This window comes from Streptohalobacillus salinus (assembly GCF_003201605.1).
In the GTDB taxonomy this organism is placed as follows: domain Bacteria; phylum Bacillota; class Bacilli; order Bacillales; family Amphibacillaceae; genus Streptohalobacillus; species Streptohalobacillus salinus.
Window position 1 is genome coordinate 211,164 of the sequence record NZ_QJJR01000004.1, and the last position, 18,121, is coordinate 229,284.

21 protein-coding genes and 1 CRISPR repeat array are annotated in these 18,121 nt (G+C 38.9%); of the genes, 7 read left to right on the forward strand and 14 right to left on the reverse strand.

From position 1 onward, the window contains the following. Window positions 1-3: 3 nt before the first annotated feature. From cas2 to yaaA, 3 genes are all read left to right on the forward strand, one after another. The gene (gene cas2 / locus DES38_RS05450) at window positions 4-330 is read left to right on the forward strand and encodes a CRISPR-associated endonuclease Cas2 (protein WP_245881963.1); all 327 of its coding nucleotides are present in this window, start codon (window positions 4-6) and stop codon (window positions 328-330) included. Then, a complete protein-coding gene (gene csn2, locus DES38_RS05455) occupies window positions 317-979 on the forward strand; it encodes a type II-A CRISPR-associated protein Csn2 (RefSeq protein ID WP_170114345.1) in 663 nt (220 codons plus the stop codon). Before cas2 ends, csn2 begins: the two co-directional genes overlap by 14 nt. Window positions 980-1,092: 113 nt before the next feature. Further along, window positions 1,093-1,854: direct repeats of the CRISPR family, unit length 36 nt; unit sequence GTTTTAGAGCCATGCTGAATTGAATGATTCCAAAAC. Window positions 1,855-1,887: 33 nt separating this feature from the next. Beyond that, window positions 1,888-2,631 carry a peroxide stress protein YaaA gene (yaaA, locus tag DES38_RS05460; RefSeq protein ID WP_110251086.1) on the forward strand — a complete coding sequence of 248 codons (744 nt, stop codon included), beginning with the start codon at window positions 1,888-1,890 and terminating at the stop codon, window positions 2,629-2,631. 592 nt (window positions 2,632-3,223) lie between these two features. Here yaaA and DES38_RS05465 read toward each other — a convergent pair. Continuing rightward, window positions 3,224-3,943, reverse strand: a complete 720-nt coding sequence (locus DES38_RS05465) for a YwaF family protein (protein ID WP_110251087.1) — start codon at window positions 3,941-3,943, stop codon at window positions 3,224-3,226. 340 nt (window positions 3,944-4,283) lie between these two features. Between DES38_RS05465 and DES38_RS05470 the strand changes: the two genes are divergently transcribed. Next, window positions 4,284-5,576 carry a hydroxymethylglutaryl-CoA reductase, degradative gene (locus DES38_RS05470; protein WP_110251088.1) on the forward strand — a complete coding sequence of 431 codons (1,293 nt, stop codon included), beginning with the start codon at window positions 4,284-4,286 and terminating at the stop codon, window positions 5,574-5,576. A gap of 25 nt (window positions 5,577-5,601) precedes the next feature. Here DES38_RS05470 and DES38_RS11980 read toward each other — a convergent pair whose 3' ends face one another. Both DES38_RS11980 and DES38_RS05475 read right to left on the reverse strand, forming a co-directional pair. Next, complete coding sequence (locus DES38_RS11980) at window positions 5,602-5,760, reverse strand: hypothetical protein (RefSeq protein ID WP_170114346.1); 159 nt, start codon at window positions 5,758-5,760, stop codon at window positions 5,602-5,604. Between the two features lie 106 nt (window positions 5,761-5,866). Next, window positions 5,867-7,036 carry a hydroxymethylglutaryl-CoA synthase gene (locus tag DES38_RS05475; RefSeq protein WP_110251089.1) on the reverse strand — a complete coding sequence of 390 codons (1,170 nt, stop codon included), beginning with the start codon at window positions 7,034-7,036 and terminating at the stop codon, window positions 5,867-5,869. A gap of 220 nt (window positions 7,037-7,256) precedes the next feature. Here DES38_RS05475 and DES38_RS05480 point away from each other — a divergent pair, with 220 nt between their 5' ends. Further along, entirely contained in the window at window positions 7,257-8,435 is a 1,179-nt protein-coding gene (locus DES38_RS05480) for an acetyl-CoA C-acetyltransferase (RefSeq protein ID WP_110251090.1), read from the forward strand. Window positions 8,436-8,529: 94 nt separating this feature from the next. On the opposite strand, the gene DES38_RS05485 is transcribed toward DES38_RS05480, so the two are convergent. From DES38_RS05485 to DES38_RS05525, 9 genes are all read right to left on the reverse strand, one after another. After that, complete coding sequence (locus DES38_RS05485; RefSeq protein WP_110251091.1) at window positions 8,530-8,766, reverse strand: hypothetical protein; 237 nt, start codon at window positions 8,764-8,766, stop codon at window positions 8,530-8,532. Between the two features lie 256 nt (window positions 8,767-9,022). Next, window positions 9,023-9,487 (reverse strand): hypothetical protein, encoded by a 465-nt coding sequence (locus DES38_RS05490; protein ID WP_110251092.1) that lies wholly within the window; start codon window positions 9,485-9,487, stop codon window positions 9,023-9,025. 276 nt (window positions 9,488-9,763) lie between these two features. After that, window positions 9,764-11,155 carry a sensor histidine kinase gene (locus DES38_RS05495; protein ID WP_110251093.1) on the reverse strand — a complete coding sequence of 464 codons (1,392 nt, stop codon included), beginning with the start codon at window positions 11,153-11,155 and terminating at the stop codon, window positions 9,764-9,766. Beyond that, window positions 11,155-11,838: a response regulator transcription factor gene (locus tag DES38_RS05500; RefSeq protein WP_110251094.1), complete on the reverse strand. Its 684-nt coding sequence runs from the start codon at window positions 11,836-11,838 to the stop codon at window positions 11,155-11,157. The genes DES38_RS05495 and DES38_RS05500 overlap by 1 nt, the downstream gene beginning before the upstream one ends. Before the next feature lie 202 nt (window positions 11,839-12,040). Next, on the reverse strand, window positions 12,041-12,733 hold the full coding sequence (locus DES38_RS05505) for a hypothetical protein (protein ID WP_146206356.1): 693 nt from the start codon (window positions 12,731-12,733) through the stop codon (window positions 12,041-12,043). Between the two features lie 99 nt (window positions 12,734-12,832). Then, window positions 12,833-13,405: a chromate transporter gene (locus DES38_RS05510; protein ID WP_110251096.1), complete on the reverse strand. Its 573-nt coding sequence runs from the start codon at window positions 13,403-13,405 to the stop codon at window positions 12,833-12,835. Continuing rightward, window positions 13,402-13,950 (reverse strand): chromate transporter, encoded by a 549-nt coding sequence (locus DES38_RS05515; RefSeq protein ID WP_110251097.1) that lies wholly within the window; start codon window positions 13,948-13,950, stop codon window positions 13,402-13,404. The genes DES38_RS05510 and DES38_RS05515 overlap by 4 nt, the downstream gene beginning before the upstream one ends. Before the next feature lie 35 nt (window positions 13,951-13,985). Beyond that, window positions 13,986-14,441 (reverse strand): GNAT family N-acetyltransferase, encoded by a 456-nt coding sequence (locus tag DES38_RS05520; RefSeq protein ID WP_110251098.1) that lies wholly within the window; start codon window positions 14,439-14,441, stop codon window positions 13,986-13,988. A gap of 18 nt (window positions 14,442-14,459) precedes the next feature. Beyond that, window positions 14,460-14,714 (reverse strand): hypothetical protein, encoded by a 255-nt coding sequence (locus tag DES38_RS05525; protein ID WP_110251099.1) that lies wholly within the window; start codon window positions 14,712-14,714, stop codon window positions 14,460-14,462. Window positions 14,715-14,867: 153 nt separating this feature from the next. Between DES38_RS05525 and DES38_RS05530 the strand changes: the two genes are divergently transcribed. Beyond that, window positions 14,868-15,188 carry a zinc ribbon domain-containing protein YjdM gene (locus DES38_RS05530; protein ID WP_110251100.1) on the forward strand — a complete coding sequence of 107 codons (321 nt, stop codon included), beginning with the start codon at window positions 14,868-14,870 and terminating at the stop codon, window positions 15,186-15,188. A 75-nt stretch (window positions 15,189-15,263) separates the two neighbouring features. After that, window positions 15,264-15,803, forward strand: a complete 540-nt coding sequence (locus tag DES38_RS05535; protein ID WP_110251101.1) for a dihydrofolate reductase family protein — start codon at window positions 15,264-15,266, stop codon at window positions 15,801-15,803. Window positions 15,804-15,983: 180 nt separating this feature from the next. Here DES38_RS05535 and DES38_RS05540 read toward each other — a convergent pair whose 3' ends face one another. Together DES38_RS05540 and DES38_RS05545 are read right to left on the reverse strand one after the other, a co-directional pair. Then, complete coding sequence (locus DES38_RS05540) at window positions 15,984-16,646, reverse strand: hypothetical protein (RefSeq protein ID WP_110251102.1); 663 nt, start codon at window positions 16,644-16,646, stop codon at window positions 15,984-15,986. Window positions 16,647-16,696: 50 nt separating this feature from the next. Continuing rightward, window positions 16,697-17,962, reverse strand: a complete 1,266-nt coding sequence (locus DES38_RS05545; protein ID WP_170114347.1) for an MFS transporter — start codon at window positions 17,960-17,962, stop codon at window positions 16,697-16,699. Between the last annotated feature and the right edge of the window lie 159 nt (window positions 17,963-18,121).

Consider the following 18,121-nt stretch of genomic DNA (forward strand, 5'->3'; position numbering starts at 1 on the left):
TATATGCGTATGATTCTTATGTTTGATATGCCAACAGAAACCGCCAAAGAACGAAAGCTTTACCGTAAATTCAGGAAATTTTTAATAGACGAAGGTTTTATCATGCATCAATTCTCTGTTTACAGTAAGATCTTATTAAATGGCACGGCGAAAGCGGGAATGGTCGCCCGCTTAAAAAAGCATACACCGACGTCCGGTTTAATCACGTTGTTAACCGTAACGGAAAAGCAATTTGCCAAAATGATTTACTTAAGTGGTGAAAAAGATAGTTCAATCGCTAATACAGACCAACGCATTGTCTTTTTAGGAGATGATTATGATGAAACTTAATTATCCAGTGTTTGATGAATCCATCACATTAGAAAAATCACCAATATTGGTGTTAGACAATGCGACCTTATTTTCAGACTTTGTCCAAGCAATTTTTAATTATGAAGACAGCCCTTTAAAGCTATATGATCAAAGCTATCAATCGCTTAAAGCATCTGAACTACTTGTTATCACGGATATTTTAGGGTTTGAATTAAATTCCGCGACGATTTTAAAGCACATATATACAGATCTTGAATCACAATTAAATGATGAGCCAATGGTCAAAACTGAATTAGAGAAGCTGATGATGTCCATTAATGACATCATCAGTGATCAATTACTAGAGCATGACTTAGATATTCAAACAACGGAGATTACTTTTCCAGCATTATTCAAAGCCTTAAATATAAAAATCAATAATCAAGCGGTATCTGTTAATGACAAGATCGCAGATATCATCCAGCTATTTAAATATCAATCAAGAAAAAAGCTATTGATCTTTGTTAATGTATGTTCATACCTAACAAAAGTACAAATAGAGGAAACGCGCAGCTATCTATCGCTAAATAGTGTTACGGCATTGTTTATTGAGCCAAGAACAATTCAAGAACTTTATCAATATATTTTAGATGAAGATTATTATCTCAGCTATGAAAAAGTGTTATAATTATAAGAAATGGTCCTTGAAAATTAAACATTAAATCATAAATCATTCAATTCTGAAGCTTTGCTATGGGTGAATGGCGCGATTACGAAACCTTAACTTTTTTACCTGCGAGGGTTTTAGAGCCATGCTGAATTGAATGATTCCAAAACTTGTTTTTTTGATGATTGAAATACTGTTATGTTTTAGAGCCATGCTGAATTGAATGATTCCAAAACTCAAGACCGGTGATTCGCTATCCTTCACACGTTTTAGAGCCATGCTGAATTGAATGATTCCAAAACCGGTCACCGATAACAATGATTTCATCACACGTTTTAGAGCCATGCTGAATTGAATGATTCCAAAACGGGCGATTTAATGTATACCGTTTACTGTGAGTTTTAGAGCCATGCTGAATTGAATGATTCCAAAACGATCAAACAGGTATATCAGTTAACTTGGGCGTTTTAGAGCCATGCTGAATTGAATGATTCCAAAACAGTAATCTTTGTAGCGATGCTGTCATTCTCGTTTTAGAGCCATGCTGAATTGAATGATTCCAAAACCGCATTTGGGCGTTAGTCGTAATAAAGTGAGTTTTAGAGCCATGCTGAATTGAATGATTCCAAAACTGTCAAAGCAATCGCTTGTACTTCCTGTTTGTTTTAGAGCCATGCTGAATTGAATGATTCCAAAACGATAACATGAAAACGTCGTGTGAACACTGGGTTTTAGAGCCATGCTGAATTGAATGATTCCAAAACTTGCTGATTCAGGAACAGGGGAAGTTCATTGTTTTAGAGCCATGCTGAATTGAATGATTCCAAAACTTTGGATGATGTTGAAATCACACAATACGCGTTTTAGAGCCATGCTGAATTGAATGATTCCAAAATTAATAATAGTTTTAAAAAGGGAAGGGAAGCAGTATGCGAATAATTATCTCACCTGCAAAGAAGATGAAGGTAGATACCGATGCATTTACATATGAACAATATCCACAGTTTTTAGATCAAACGAAAGAACTGTTAACGTATTTACAGACACTAAGTTATGAAGAGTTAAAAAAGATTTGGAAAGCAAGTGACAAAATATCGACAGAAAATTATGAACGGATTCAAGGTATGGATCTAGAATCTAATTTAACACCGGCAATTTTATCGTATGAAGGTATTCAATATCAACATATGGGACCGGATGTATTTGAACAGCAACAATTTGATTACTTACAAGAGCATTTAAGGATCCTGTCAGGTTTTTACGGTATCTTAAGACCCTTTGATGGGGTGACGCCATATCGCCTTGAAATGCAAGCAAAACTACATGACGATACATATAAATCAGTTTATCATTTTTGGTCCGATCAATTAGCAAAGCAATTGCTTAGTGAGACGAATACCATCATTAATTTAGCTTCTAAAGAGTACAGTCAAACAATTACGAAATACAATGAATCAGCGCAAATTATTACGTGTGTATTTGGTGAATTAAAGGATGGAAAAGTTAAAGAAAAAGGCACATTAGTAAAGATGGCACGTGGTGAAATGGTTAGATTTTTAGCTGAGAACCAGATTACTGATGTTGAAAAGATGAAAGGATTTAATCGTTTAAACTTTAGCTTTAGTACTGAACATTCATCAGTTGACACATTTGTGTTTATTAAACAAGACTGATTAGCATATTTAATTGATGAAGGTAAAAGTTCATGTAAATAGCTGAATTTTATTAAGGTTTTTGAAAAGCTTTGAAATTTCAATTTTGTCTCACTGTCTCAAGTATACTTTACTTATGAGATGTGAGATTGTCCTTTTAGTTTAACTTCCGATAATATATATTATGTAAACTAGAATTAATTTATAAAAATTATTGCTTAGGTTGATCTTACTTCGACTTCACCCTTTCTTCTTACATCGATCGTGAAAACAACATATCAGCAGATACGATGATACATGTCATTCGCTTATGTATCCGCATAAATAATTCTTTCCATCTTTATTTACTATTGAATAATGTCCATTCATTCTCTGTAATCCTGGTGGTAATGCAGCCTCCAGACCGTTCGTTTGTGTTAGTAATGAAATTACATATTCAATCAAACTTCTCGACGATAGCTCTCAGTACCATTAATTAAAACCCCTTAATTACAAGTGCTTCGCGACATTCTATTAAAGTAATCAGTTATAGTGTCATTTATCTTTTACACGAGAAAATAAATCAAGATGCATAAATCTCTCTGGTAGCTTAACTCAACGGGCTAATTGTAAGCTAGTCTCCCCTCTTTGTTTTTCTTTTAAACAATGCGAGATATAACAGTATAAATGAAGATAATGCGATGGCTTCGAGTGCAAGAATGTACCATGGATATGGACCTAGCAAATCAATAACAGTTGCATTGTTAGGTTTCCTGCTTAGAAACATATAGTTAGCACCAGTTAAGTGATTGATGATAAAAACGCATCCAACAATAAAGTTGAGAACTAAAAATGCTCTTATCACCGATGTTGCAGTGGCTTTATACCCTTCGAACCAGACCATGTAAAAGCAAGCAAGAACAATGGCAATATGAACAATAAAAAACTGAAAGAAACGCAAATGTGGTGCACCGAAGAATAGTTCTGGTGTTATGATGGCGATTAAAGCGCTTGTCATACTAATAAAAAAAGAAATCTCGAAGACTCTGTAATTCTTCGTGACTAACATGAAAGTACATAAATATATCGATATTGAAGAAAGTTGCAGAGGTAAATTGTAAATGATGTCCCACCTGTTGTTCGCTAAATACCACCCATGAAAGAATACCTCTCCACCTATTAATGCGGCGATTAATGTATACTTTATATATGTTTTTGTCTTGCGGGTCGCTCTATCTCTTAAGAAGTAAAGTAGGACTAATAAGATGATCGTCACTAGAATCATACTCATATGTGACAAAGAAAATAATTCAAACGGATATGCGCTTTGATTAAAACTATAAAGTGATTCCATTGTGTCCACACCCTTCTTAAGGTAATTTCATATTGATTTATAAGCATTTTGAAGTAACCAAGTCGTCTTATTTATTGTCATAACGCTGTTCAAAAATGATTTTCGCTTACACTGTAGATCTTCACATAGGTAACATTGTTAATAAGTAATTAACTTTATGAAAAGCGCCTCATTTCTTGCAACAAGTATACTATAATTGTTCGTTAGTGAATAGGTTCTAAGTGAGTGGTGTATGATAATTATGATATAATACAGAATAAATGAACCAATATTCATTAAATCTTTTTAAAATATAGCCGCGCATTTTTTTGCGCGATACATTATTATTGGAGGTCTAGAAATGACACATGCCCCATTGGAAAAGTTCTACAAAAAATCACTTAATGAACGGATTCAAAATTTAATTGACACGTCTCGTATTGATGCAGAAACTGTTGAACAATTTAAAACATCACTTCTGTTATCCGATGATACTGCAAATCACATGATTGAAAATCAAATTGGTACCTATCAACTCCCCTTAGGACTTGGGCTTAATTTTGTAATTAATGATCAAATTTACGATGTACCAATGGCTACTGAAGAACCTTCAGTCATTGCAGCAGCAAGCTTTGGTGCCAAAACAATTAAAGCTTCGGGTGGATTTACGACGTATCAAGATCAGCGACTCATGGTTGGTCAGGTTGCCTTACGAAATGTTAGTGATCCCCATGACAAGAAAGAACGTGTCTATGAAGCACGTGAAAGATTGATTGAGCTCGCTCATCAAGCTCATCCTTCAATTGTGAGACGCGGTGGTGGTGTGAAGGCTATTGACGTGCGTCTAATAGATGAAAATCAAGTTCAAGGCACCCCAGATTTCTTTATTGTTCACTTATTAGTGGATACAAGTGAGGCTATGGGCGCAAATATGGTGAACACAATGGTTGAAGCGATCAAAGATGAACTTGAATTAATCACTGGTGGCGATTGCTTAATGGGAATTTTATCGAATTATGCGACTGAAAACACAGTGACTTCAACGTGCATTATCCCCCCTACTCTTTTGTCCCGGGCAGAGATTCCTGGTGAAGAAGTAAGAGATCGTATTGTTGAAGCAAATCAATTTGCGATTGCAGATCCTTACCGCGCGGTGACCCATAATAAAGGCATCATGAATGGAATTGACGCAGTTGTGTTAGCTACTGGCAATGACACACGTGCGATTGCTGCAGGTATTCATGCGTTTGCAAGTCGTAGTGGCCAATATCGCGCGCTAACGAATTGGTATGTTGACGATCAAGCTAATTTAGTTGGGACAATTACGGTGCCAATGGCAATAGGCACGGTTGGTGGTTCAATATCTATTCATCCTGGTGCTCAGTTTGCGCATTCGATGCTAAATAAGCCCACTGCAAGTGAACTGGCAGGGATCATTGCATCTGTAGGACTTGCTCAGAATTTTTCAGCATTACGTGCGCTTGTCACAGAAGGTATTCAAAAAGGTCATATGTCGCTACAAGCAAAATCGTTAGCGATGGTAGCTGGTGCAAAAGGTAAAGAAATTGAAGCCATTACCAAACAATTAAAACAAGAACCCCTAATGAATTTAGCCGTCGCTGAAAAGTTACTAAAGGCTTATCGCGATCAATAATAAACAGCAATGGTCGAATGAACTGCTAGTTAAACATAAATAATAACAACTGAATCAGAGCGATAAAGAACAGGCCCAGCAATAGAATACCTATCCAAATTAAGCTCTTCAATCCTTGTTTTTTTCCGGTAATAAAGAGTAAACTACCGAGCACTAATGTAAGAGCAATGAAAAATTGTGACATGAATCCTCCTTCTTTCTTTGTCCATCGATGGTTATTTCTGATTGGTATCGTACAGGTTAAATGTAAAAGCGAGTGACACTATGTCACTCGCTTTTGTGTTTGATTACTATGCTTGATGTTTATATTGGCGCATGTGATCTTTAACACCAGTAAAAACAAACGGTGCGGGATCAGTTGTCGTATCAATCTCAAAAGAAACTTGCCCAACAGGTGCTTTGTCATTAAAGATTGCTTCGTAGTCAGCCACACTGATCGCTTGACGGTTTTTAAGCATTGTTTCATGTGTTGCGGTATTTAAATGATCTTGAAAGCCAGTTACCATGACACCGGTGAAAAATTCGCCGACAGAACCAGACCCATAGCTGAATAAGCCAATCCGGTCACCTGCCTGTAATGTTTGACTATTTTCTATCAAGGAAAGTAATGATAAATATAATGAACCGGTGTAAATATTACCGACAATCGCGTTGTAATGTTTGCTGATGTTGAAATTATTAAGTAACCGTTCACGGTCCGCTTCATTTGCATCTTCAACCGCAGCACGCAATGCTTTTAAGCCCATTTTCGTATAAGGTAAATGGAAGAGTAGCGCATGAAAGTCACTCAAATGAAGTCCGGTTTTTTCTTGATAGCGTTGTAATAAGTCATCAAAGAAATTAATGTATTGATCAACTGAGAATTTCCCCTGCACAAACGCCGTTTCTGAGTAAAGCGGTCGCCAGAAGTCCATGGCTTCCTCCGTTTTATAAACGCTAGTGGGTTCAATCGCCATAACCCGAGGATCTTTGGCGACAACAAAAGCGACAGCCCCAGCTCCCTGAGTAATCTCACCAGCTGTATTTAACCCATAGCGAGAGATATCTGACCCTAATACCAATACTTTACTATCTGGATTTAAAGCGATATGACCACGTGCTGTTTGTAAACCAGCCGTTGCACTGTAACATGCCTGTTTTACTTCTACCGCTCGAGCGTAAGGATTAATGCCAAGTAAGTCATGAATATATGTTGAAGCAGCTTTTGAATGGTCAACACCGGTTTCAGTCGCGAAAATGATATAGTCAATCGCTTGTTTGTCCTCATCAGTTAAAATAGTTTGTGCGGCATTAGCGGCTAAGGAGACCGCATCTTGTGACTTTGGTGCTACCGCCATTCTTTCCTGACCAATGCCAATGGTGAATTTTTCTGGTTCAACCCCACGTGCCACCGCTAAATCACTTGTTTCTACATACATGTGTGGCGCAAAAAAGCCAATTTTATCAATACCTATTTTCAATTGATTCACACCCTTTTTTCTAGTCTCTTTAAAGCATAAAAAAAGCATACAATACGCATGTTTCTGTTTACGCTTGTTACCCCGTATTAACTATAACATTTTTTAGACAAAATAATGTCGATATTTTTAACTTTTTGTTATACTTAGGTAGTCTTACTATAGCAAAGAGACGCTTTCTTTGTCATGATATATGATTTTAAATGTAGAGGATGTGCCACACATGGAAAAAGTAGTAATCGTTAGTGCCTGCCGGACCCCGATTGGGAAATTTGGCGGTCAGTTAAAACATACAACTGCACGTACCCTTGGTGCGCATACAGTTACAGCAGCATTAAAACAAGCAGAAGTTAGTCCGGAATACGTTGATACAGTTATATTCGGTAATGTCCTACAGGCAGGAACAGGCCAAAACGTCGCTAGACAAATTGCGATTGATGCCGGTATTCCTTACCACGTACCCGCAATGACAATTAATGAAGTTTGTGGGTCAGGCTTAAAAGCTGTGATATTAGGTAAACAACAGATTCAACTAGGAGAAGCTGAGGTCGTGGTTGTTGGTGGAACAGAAAACATGAGTCGTGCCCCGCATATGATCGATAACTACCGCTGGGACAAAACGACGGAAAATAAAAAGTTTGTTGACGCCATGGTACACGATGGTCTTACCGATGCTTTTAGCTCGGTGCACATGGGCATCACGGCTGAAAACGTCGCGAACCGATATCAAGTTACCCGTGAAGAACAAGATCAATTTGCTGTTCATTCACAACATAAAGCGAAACACGCCCGTGATAGTGGTCGGTTTACTGATGAGATTGTTCCGATTGAAGTGACGACTGAATCAGGTGACCAGGTATTATTTCAGAATGATGAGTATATTCGTGGTGAGGTTACGATTGAAGACTTGGCTCAGTTACGGACCCCGTTCTTAGAAGGTGGAACGGTCACTGCTGGTAATGCTTCGGGGATAAATGATGGTGCGGCGGCACTCGTCTTAATGTCTAAAACAAAAGCAGAACGTGAGGGCATCCCTTACCTTGCAGAAATTAAGGCTGATGCGGAAATGGGTATGGATCCGCAGTACATGGGGTACACCCCCTACTATTCGACAAAAAAACTGGTTGAAAAATCGGGGATTGATTTAGCTGCGGTTGATTTATTTGAATTTAACGAAGCGTTTGCTGCTCAAAGCATACCCGTCTTACGCGATTTAGGTATCGACGAAGATAAAGTGAACGTCAATGGTGGTGCGATTGCACTTGGTCACCCAATTGGTGCCTCAGGTTCACGCATACTTGTTACCCTCATTCATGAAATGTTAAAACGCGAGAGTCACTCAGGCATTGCAAGTTTATGTGTCGGTGGTGGGATAGGGATTTCAATGTTGATCGAACGCTAAAGCGTGTGTTTTAAAAGGTATCTATAGCCACTTACAGGATTCTATCTGTAAGTGGCTATTGTTTGAAGTGATGGTTCGATATATCCGACAGGATCTATTTAGACAGTGGCGATGTTAACGAATCACTGTTTTTTAATTTTATTTTTCTCGATGAGCGCCATACCAAAAAAAGCAGCTGTCCGATGATGAAAACAGTAAAAATGAGACCTAGTCGCTTGTTAGAAAGATAATTTGCTACTGCTATCACAAATAAAGCTGTAGCGTAAAAAGAGAATGCGATTACTGCAGCTTTTTGATAGGCACTTTTTTCTGATTCATCTGGCTTTTTCACTTGCGTTCCTCCTTGAGCGCACAGATTCAACCCTTTCCTTTCTTATCTACGCTAATGGTTAACTGAATATGATCTCTTTTTTCCTTTTTATTGCAAGCCGCCTTGCATTTGGCTCATTTAGCGTATCTGGTGGTTTCACCTTAATTTTAACTTCTAAGTTTGGCTAGACCCCTGTATTCGTCTAAAATAAGTGGTTTTGATAAAAAGAGGTTTAGTGCAGAAGCTTTTTAATCTTCTTTTAACACGCCCGTCTTGTCTATGTAAAATCATAAGCAAGTTCATCCATCGAAAATGATTTTGTGACTGTTTGTAATTCATTATCTAAGTAATAAGATAACGTAATGTTTAACGAATCGGATGGTTTTACATTGATGTTTTCATGCTTAAGATCGAATTGTTCAAGCTTAAGTGTTCGGTCACTCCATTCACTCGTGAATGCGTCTTCAAATCCACTCATTAATGATGAATAAATCATGGTTTGGTTTAATGTAATCGTAAAAGAAAGTTCCGTCATTTCTTCTGCAACTAACGGTTGTAATTCATAGCCACCTGGGATAATCAGCTGACCTCCACCTGCAACAATCCGAAAATGGTTTAAGTTTAGATCACCTAATTGCGTATCGAGTTTATAATAGGTCATTTGACTTTCTTGTAACTCAATAATTAACAGGGTAATGATGAAAATCAACCCCACAAACGAAACAATAACCCCTTTTTTCAAGTGAATCCCCTCCTGGTACAATTAGTTATAGTTAAATCATAGCATAGCTGTCATAAACCAACAATTGTCTGTGCCAATTTTTATCCTTAACGTAAACACGGGTGCCGGCATTGTGTGCGCAACAGGAAAGATAAATTTTCAGTCAAGCATGGATTGCCTTAACGTTTCATGGTCTACAAACAAAAAAACACAAGGCGCTGCTTTTGGGCCTTGTGTTTTTAAATGCTATCAATCTATAGGCAAACGTGCTTTGGAATGAAACGGTTCAAAAAACTTTTATGCCTGCTTTTGTTGACTGGGAAATGATAAATAGACAGTCGTTCCGCTTCCGCTCGCACTTTCAATCAATAATTCTCCGTTGTGCCGTTCAAGTAACGCTTTGACGATACTTAATCCGATACCAATCCCACCAGATTTGCGGTCACGACTTGCATCACCACGATAAAAGCGCTCAGTGATAAACGGTAAATGTGATTGGTCAATACCGGGTCCTTGATCAGTCACTGCTATGATAGGTCTTGATGAGGTTGTGGTATAGCTTAAAGTAATTGTACTTGCTTTCGGACTATATTTAATCGCATTCATCAATAGGTTTGTTAACATCTGTTGCACTTTATCGCGGTCAGCGCTTAAGTGGTTGTCACCAGTTACCGTTTGGATAACCTCAATCTGATGTTGACTTAACAACGTTTCAAACTGAGCCGTTACTTCAGCGAAGAGTACCGTCACATCAAACGACGTTACCTTCAGTGACAATTGTGGGTTTTCTGCTTGGATCAGTTGCTCGAGTTCATTCACTAAGCGGACCAAGCGCATCAACTCATGATGAAACTGATTCATACGCTCAGGTGTTGCTTCAAATACACCGTCTTGAATTGCTTCTAGTTGGCTTTGTAAGGTCGCCAGTGGTGTTCTTAATTCATGAGCCAAGTCACCTGTAAAACGTTCCCTTAAAGCCGCTTCTTGTTGCAAGGTAAGCTGTAGTGTATTAAAAGCCTCTGCGACCGGTTTTAAATCATTAGAAAATGCTTCAACATCAATTGCTTTTGCTTTTTTAGATGTTGTAAGTGTCGAGAGTGCTGCTGATAAGTGACGGAAATTACGAGTTAATGGTTTAACGAACAAATAACTAAAGAGGATTGAAAGCACAATCGTCACCACGATCGCAATGACTAACGTTGATTGCATCGCTTCTAAAAAATTCAGTTCAATCGCTGAATAAGTTGCCGGGTAGTAGATTGTTAATTGATGCGGTTCGTTATCTAAAGAAACAGTCAGTGTTTCATCTGTTAACTGTGCAGCTAAATTATTGTGCATCATGTCCGATTGTTGACGCATTCGCCCATTCATATTCCCCATCATATTCATTTGGGTTGAATCAAAGATGACATCCCCCTCAGGATCCTCTAACTTAAAAAACAAGCCATTCATCCCTTGCCGGTGCAATTCTTGATCAATTAAGGTTGGGTCGTTCTCAGCTAACACAAATAATAACTCTTCAGCGGCTTCTTCACGTCCTTGATCAAGGTATTGATTAAACTGGCGTTCAAAACTAAATAAAAAGCTCAGACTAACGATCAAGATTCCAATCGATGCAACCGTGATTAAGGCGAGCATCAGTTTTCTTTGGGTGGATTGATGAGTTAACCAACGTTTCAGCTTAATCATTACGATGTGCCCCCGAACTTATAGCCTCTACCAAACACTGTCTGTATGTAACGCGGGTGTTTACGATCTGGCTCAATTTTCTTACGTAAGTTTTTAATGTGCGTATCAATGGTTCGATCATACCCTTCGTAAATCATCCCTTCGTCATCAATTGCTTCAAGTAATGCTTCACGGCTGAAGACTTGACCGGGATGCTTGATAAAAAGCGCCAACAGTTCGAATTCATTTGGCGTTAAACGTAACGCATCGCCATTTAAATGCGCTTCATAACTTGATGGATTGAGGGTGAGCGCTTGATAACTGTAAACCGTTGCGGCTTGTTTTTGTCGCCGTCTTAGTTGTGCTTTAATTCGGATTACCACTTCTTTTGGACTAAACGGTTTCTTGATGTAATCATCAGCACCGCGTTCAATCCCTGCAATTAATTCTTCTTCTTTTGTTTTAGCGGTTAACATAATAATCGGTACGTCACTGTCTTTTCGAATTGTATCATTTACGGATTCCCCGCTTAAATCTGGAAGCATTAAATCTAAAACAATTAAATCAAACACGGTTTCCTGAAAGCGCATGAGGGCTTCGTGCCCTGTTGCTGCCGTGGTGACTTGCCAACCTTCTTTTTCAAAATAGGCGGTTAACACCTCGAGAATCACCGGTTCGTCATCAACAATCAGGATGTGTGTCATTGTGGCCGCCCCCCTTCTTTTCGTAGCGCTGTCAGTTTATAACTGGCTACTATTTTACTTGCTATTACCGTTACTGTCTGTTTTTATTTAGTGTAACATGAACCTGTGAAGAAGGTATGAAGAAAGGGTTGCGAATGAAGAAAAAAAAACGAAGCAGCCAATGACTAGGTCTGCTTCGTTTTGATGCCTAAACGAAATGCGGTTATGGCTTATGCCAAACAAGTTCATCAACAATAATCGCGCTTCGGGCACTAAACCCATCACCATATTCAACGGGGTAATGATAACCGAGCATAAAGGTTTCGTCACCATGTGTTTGTTGACTAACGCGACCGGTAAATCCATCTTTTGCTAACACCCATTCCGCTAGAGAATTGGTGTAAACAAACGCATCATCTTCGACACCTTCTGCGGTAAATCCTTGCGCGTTTAATAACTCAAGCATATCGTCTTGATCTTCCTCATAAATAAAGAAGCGCGCGTCTCGATTTAATGTGGCAGTAAAATTGGTAAAGATGTCAATGTTCCCGTCATCAAATTCAGCCAACATGTCTTCCGGTACATACACAGAAAAGTCTGCTGCTTCATCTTGATGCAAGTCAACTTGTATTGTTTCTTCCATGCCTTCTATTTGCATGGTCACAGTCTTTTCTTCCGCTAAATCAGGCAGTGATGGTTGGTCGTCATCTGTTTCCTCATCATCCATGTCGTCGGAGGGATCGTCATCTGAATCAGTCTCGTCATCTGAGTCGATCTCGTCCTCGTCACTTGTCATATCCTCTGTTTGGTCATTTGTTCCTGTGTTCTCTTCGTTATCGTCATCCATTGTGCCGCATGCTGTTAGTAGAAAGAAAGTTAGTAGCATCGCAAATAAAGCTTTTAATAATTGCATCATCCATGCCTCCTTTTTAAGTCATACATCTTTCCAGTAGTACTATTCCCGTTACTATCGATTTTTTAACCTCGATATCGCAATTAAATGTAACCATGGGTGTTAAAAAGAAAAGAGAATACCGACAAGCGCAGCAAAGGCAATAAAAACAACGGGATGAAGCTGCTTTAACAAGCGGTGACGCATCATGATGAAGATAACCAACGCAAGAAAGATGGATGGCCAGTTCACAACCTGTCCGAGTGAAGCAAGCGATGTATAAAGCTCAAAAGAAAAAACATCCATGATAAAAACAGAAAAGCCAGCCGCTGCGATTAGTGCTGTTGATGCTGGACGCAAACCATAAAATACCGCCGTAACGAAAGGATTTGCTTTAAACCGGTCAAATATATGGGCGATGATGATAATCACTACCAAAGATGGTGATACCAGGCCAAGTGTCGCAACGATGGCGCCAAGTGGACCAGCTGTTGCAAATCCTGCATAAGTGGCCATATTAACCCCAATGGCTCCTGGTGTTGATTCGGAGACGGCAATCATATCAGCTAGTTGTTGGTGGGTAAACCAGCCGTAACGATCGGATAAATCATAAAGAAACGGCAGCGTAGCAAGTCCACCACCCACAGCAAATAAACCGGTTTTAAAAAATTCTAAATAAAGTGTTAAAAAAATCATTGCCCCCGCTCCTTCTGCAACCATTGTTTGAGAATAAGCCCAACAACGCCACTTCCTATCACCATATAGACAGGTGATAACGGTGTGAACGCTGCTAAACTAAAGACAACAATGAAGATCATAATTCCGGCTCGGTCAACGATGGCATTTTTCCACAGTTTCATCACGGCATGTAAAATCAACACGTAGACACTGACACGGATTCCGCTAAAGGCAGATTGAAGCAATGTCGAATCGGTGAAGTTCTGTAAAAAATATGCAATCACACTGATAATGATGAGTGACGGAAACACGACACCTAACGTTGCCGCAATCCCCCCTAATGTGCCTTTTGTTTTTTGACCGATAAATGTTGCAGTATTGATTGCAATAATTCCTGGTGTTGTTTGCCCAATCGCATAGTAATCCATTAATTCTTCATCAGTGACCCATTGCTTTATTTCGACGACTTCGCGCTGGAGAATCGGTAACATCGCATAGCCCCCGCCAAACGTTATCGCGCCAATCTTCGCAAATGTAAAAAATAAATCAGTAAGTACGTGCATCGTTATGTCGTCTCCCTTTAGTTGATCTGTTCTTTTTATGGCCTAACCAGTCTGAGAAGTTGCAGCCCTTCAGCGGCATAAAATTGGGCGGCTTTGTGAAAGCCATATTTTTGATAGAGCTTGATCGCTGGTGTATTCTTAGCTGCGGTTTCGACTTGGATGGACGTGTTCCTTTTATCTTCAATTAGTGTTTCGAGTAGGTCACTGCCAATCCCTTGTCTGAAATAATCAGGATGAACAACGAGTTTATTAATGACAACGTCTTCTCGTGTGCTGTCGTACTGTAAAAAACCAACGATCTGTCCCGATTCTAACCGAATGATAAGCGCATCGGCGGACGTCGCTAACGCATTGATTGTTTCTAAGAGCGGCGGAAAAGGATCGATAGTCAGTAGCTGTTGTTCACTCGTATAGCTGAGTTGTTGCAGCGCATGTAACTGTTCAATTGTTGCTTTTGGTAACGTCTGAATCGTTTTAATCTGTTGAATCAATTCCGATCCCCACTTTCGTTATTCTAAATAGCCATCAAACGCAAAACGCGGGTCGTCTTTTAACTTATTATAGGCTGCCTTTAGTTTTGGTTTACGTGCAATCACACGGCGGGTCTGTTCGGCTAAGTGAATCAGATCTTTGTTTTGTTCTTGTTTTGGTAACGACCGCTGATGGGTCACGGTGTCATTTAACGTATGATTGAGTAAATGAAGAATGCTGTGTTGGGTTTTAATGATTTGAATTAGAACCTCATCGTCAACGTATGGTTCCATGGTTCGTCCCCCTTTTTTTCTTTACATCCTACTATACGACTCGCTACATCCTCATGCAAGCTTTTCATCCGAAATCATGGTTGCATCAGCACATTGTTCAATTAGCTAAATCCGTGTATAATAACGCTATATTAAAAGATTGGTGGCGAATTTATGCACGAATGTCCAAGTTGTGGTAGTGAATATGGTTATGATGATGGGGTCGCATACAATTGTCCTGAATGTGGTCACGTATGGACCGATGAAAGTTTGAAAGAAGAAGCGGTGAAAGATGCCGTTGGTAATGTGTTAACAACCGGTGATGATGTCACCCTTATTACTGATGTAAAATTAGGTAAAGATACGATTAAACGTGGCACAAAGGCGAAAGGTATTCGTATTTTAGACGATCCACACAATGGTCATGACATTGACGGGAAAGTTGATAAATTCGGTAGCATTTATTTAAAGTCTTCCATCGTGAAGAAATTATAAGTCATTAAAAAACCAGCATGGCTGTTCTTATGAGTCATTCATGCTGGTTTTATATGTAGATGAGGGGGTGATCACGTGTCAGCAAAACGTAACGTTGTTCTTTTTATCGCATCCAGTTTGGATGGTTATATTGCTACTGAAGATGAATCGCTCGATTGGCTTGAGCGTGTTGAAGGTGAAGGTGACAATGGTTTTTCCGAGTTTTATGACACGGTCGATACCGTATTGATGGGAAAGAAAACATATGATTGGGTGATGCGCCAAAATTTAGATGAGTTTCCTTACAAGGGGAAAGCGACGTTTGTATTTACCAGGTCTGCGGTTGAAGATGCGGACGATGTCATGTTTGTGAAAGAAAACATGGCATTATTTATGCAACAGCTGAAAAATAAAGAGGGAAAAAACATTTGGCTTGTCGGTGGTGGCGACTTAGTCCAGTCCTTTTTACAAGTGGATCTTATAGATGAGATTATTGTGACTATTGCCCCGACATTATTGGGCAAGGGTATTCCTTTATTTAAAAGGCAAGATGTGGCGGTTAACCTTGAATTAAAAGAGATGAGAAACTTTAATCAGTTTGTGGAATTACATTATGCGGTTAAAATAGATGTGTGAATAGGAAGACTAAAAGCCCAGACCTATTGCTTAAGGCTGGGCTTTTGCTTTGAGGGTGATGATTTAAAGAGGTGTGTGACTAGCCTGTCACTCCAAATGAATAGATCAATCATTCATCGCTCTGGATCGGTCTTGGTAGAATAATCGCTCGTGTCAGAATGTTTCAAAAGTGATTTTGATTTAGTTGTTATCTAAAGCCTTTATCCCATTGATTTTAAATCGTCCGCTTTCACTTTTGAATTCAAATTGATATAGCTGATTCTTTGTTGATGAATCTTCTTCAATCTCAATCGAAGCGGTCAGATAGTATAGGTAATACTCACGCTCTATCGTTTGAATATCTATCTTTTGTAGTTTAGTGTTTGGATAGTTTTCTCTTTGCATCATAGAAAAGGCAGTGTTATTTGTAAAAGTTGTTGTCAACATCTTTTCACGTTGGTCTTCTGATAATTTATCATCGGATAATTGGTAGTAGGTTTTGATGGCATTGATTCCTGTTTGCTCCAGAGTTTCTGTTGAATAAAAGTAAGGAGCAAATAGTTGATAGATGAAAAAGAATATAAGGGCAGTATTGACGAAAGACATGATCAAAAGTCCAAACGGCTTTGATGCTATCACTTTAGTTATTTGGGTAATGATGAATAGGATCAGCCCTATTACTGAAATGGTCATGATAATAAAGACAAATGAATTGATATAAAGCGCCTCAATCGGATCATTAAATGATACGTAAACTAAATATAAAAATATCGATAACAGAATCATAAATAATGCCCGCATGACATTAGTAAACAAACCATCTTTCAAGTCACCTTGCTTCTTTGACATACCTGTTTCCTGCATTGACCGTTCCTCCTTTCTGATACCTCTTCTTTTATCAGTTTGTTGCTGATTCATGAATCAAAGCTCGTTTTAAACTGCTTGGCATCATCGGTATCAAACTGGGTAAAATGTGATTGTGACAACAAATAACCACTTAATAAGATAAAGATAATCGCACTTGTGATAATAATTGACTGAACATCAAAACTTAGAAGCAATAACCCGCCAATTAAACTCCCAATTGGTGTGGCAACATTATTGACGGTACTTAATGTGGCCATAACTCTACCCATGAGATGTGCAGGTGTCATGACTTGAATTAACGACATTTGGATCACATTCATCACCCCAGAACAGGTTCCGAATAAAAGTAAAGATGTCGCGGTCAACCACCAATTAGGAGCTAAGCCAAATAACACAAGCGCCAAACCGTTACCGAGCCAGGCAATGGCCACATATAATCCCTTTGCCTTTAGTGCGTTGGAAAGAATCGCTCCGATAAAGAACCCGATGAAAAAGGCAACATAAAGGCCACTGTAGTATAACGCAGAACCATACTGTTCACCGATCATCGGTAAAATTATAATTAATAGGGCAATAATCGCTCCTGATATGATTGTTGATGGGAGGATGATTTTTAAATAACGGCTTTGATTAATGAATGAAAAACCTGCTTTAATCTCTGATAGATATAGACTGAACCGCTCCTTTATCGATGACTGATGTGTAGAAGATGGGAGATTTTTTTCCTGTTGAAATTGAGCTGTCTTTTTAGTTAATAGTCCAAGAAAACTCACGCCGGCAAGTAAAAATAAAGCAGCTGACAATAGATAGGCGTTTTGAATACCTAACCATCCAATCAATGCTCCACCAGCTAAGTAGCCGATTAAGTTGATGACTTGATCAGATGAACCAATCGCCGCATTAGCTGCTTGAAGTTGGTCCGGTTCATGTATTAACAGTGTTAACAACTTATTATTTGCTGGGTAGTACAGTGCGGAAAATAAAGACGCAATAAAAACGAGACCGATAATCAGTGCAATAATAAAAAGATCAGTAGAAAAAATTAAGGGAATCGTAAACACAATCACTGCTTGGAATAGTAAAGCGATACCAGCGAGTGTTGCGGCCGCATAACGATCAACGACCGGTCCGAAGAAGATACTGCATAAAGCGGCGGAACTAATGGCCGCATAAACAAAGCCGTTCATTGAAGCGTCCAGTGTGGATGTTTGAATTAACCATAATATTGCAATGGAATAAATGCTGTCACTCAGGTTGGCAAAACTTCTTGAGGCAAAATAAGTCGGGAAATACTTAACGCGAAACACGTTCATTGAATCGTCCTCCAAAATAAAATTTAAAAACATGGCTAATCATTCGTTTATAACTTATCAGTCGCAACATCTTTCTCGCAATAATTAACCGCTTCTTGATTAACGGGGAAATTAAGTGCATTTTCAGTCTAAGCTGAAATTAATTAATAGCTAGGAAGT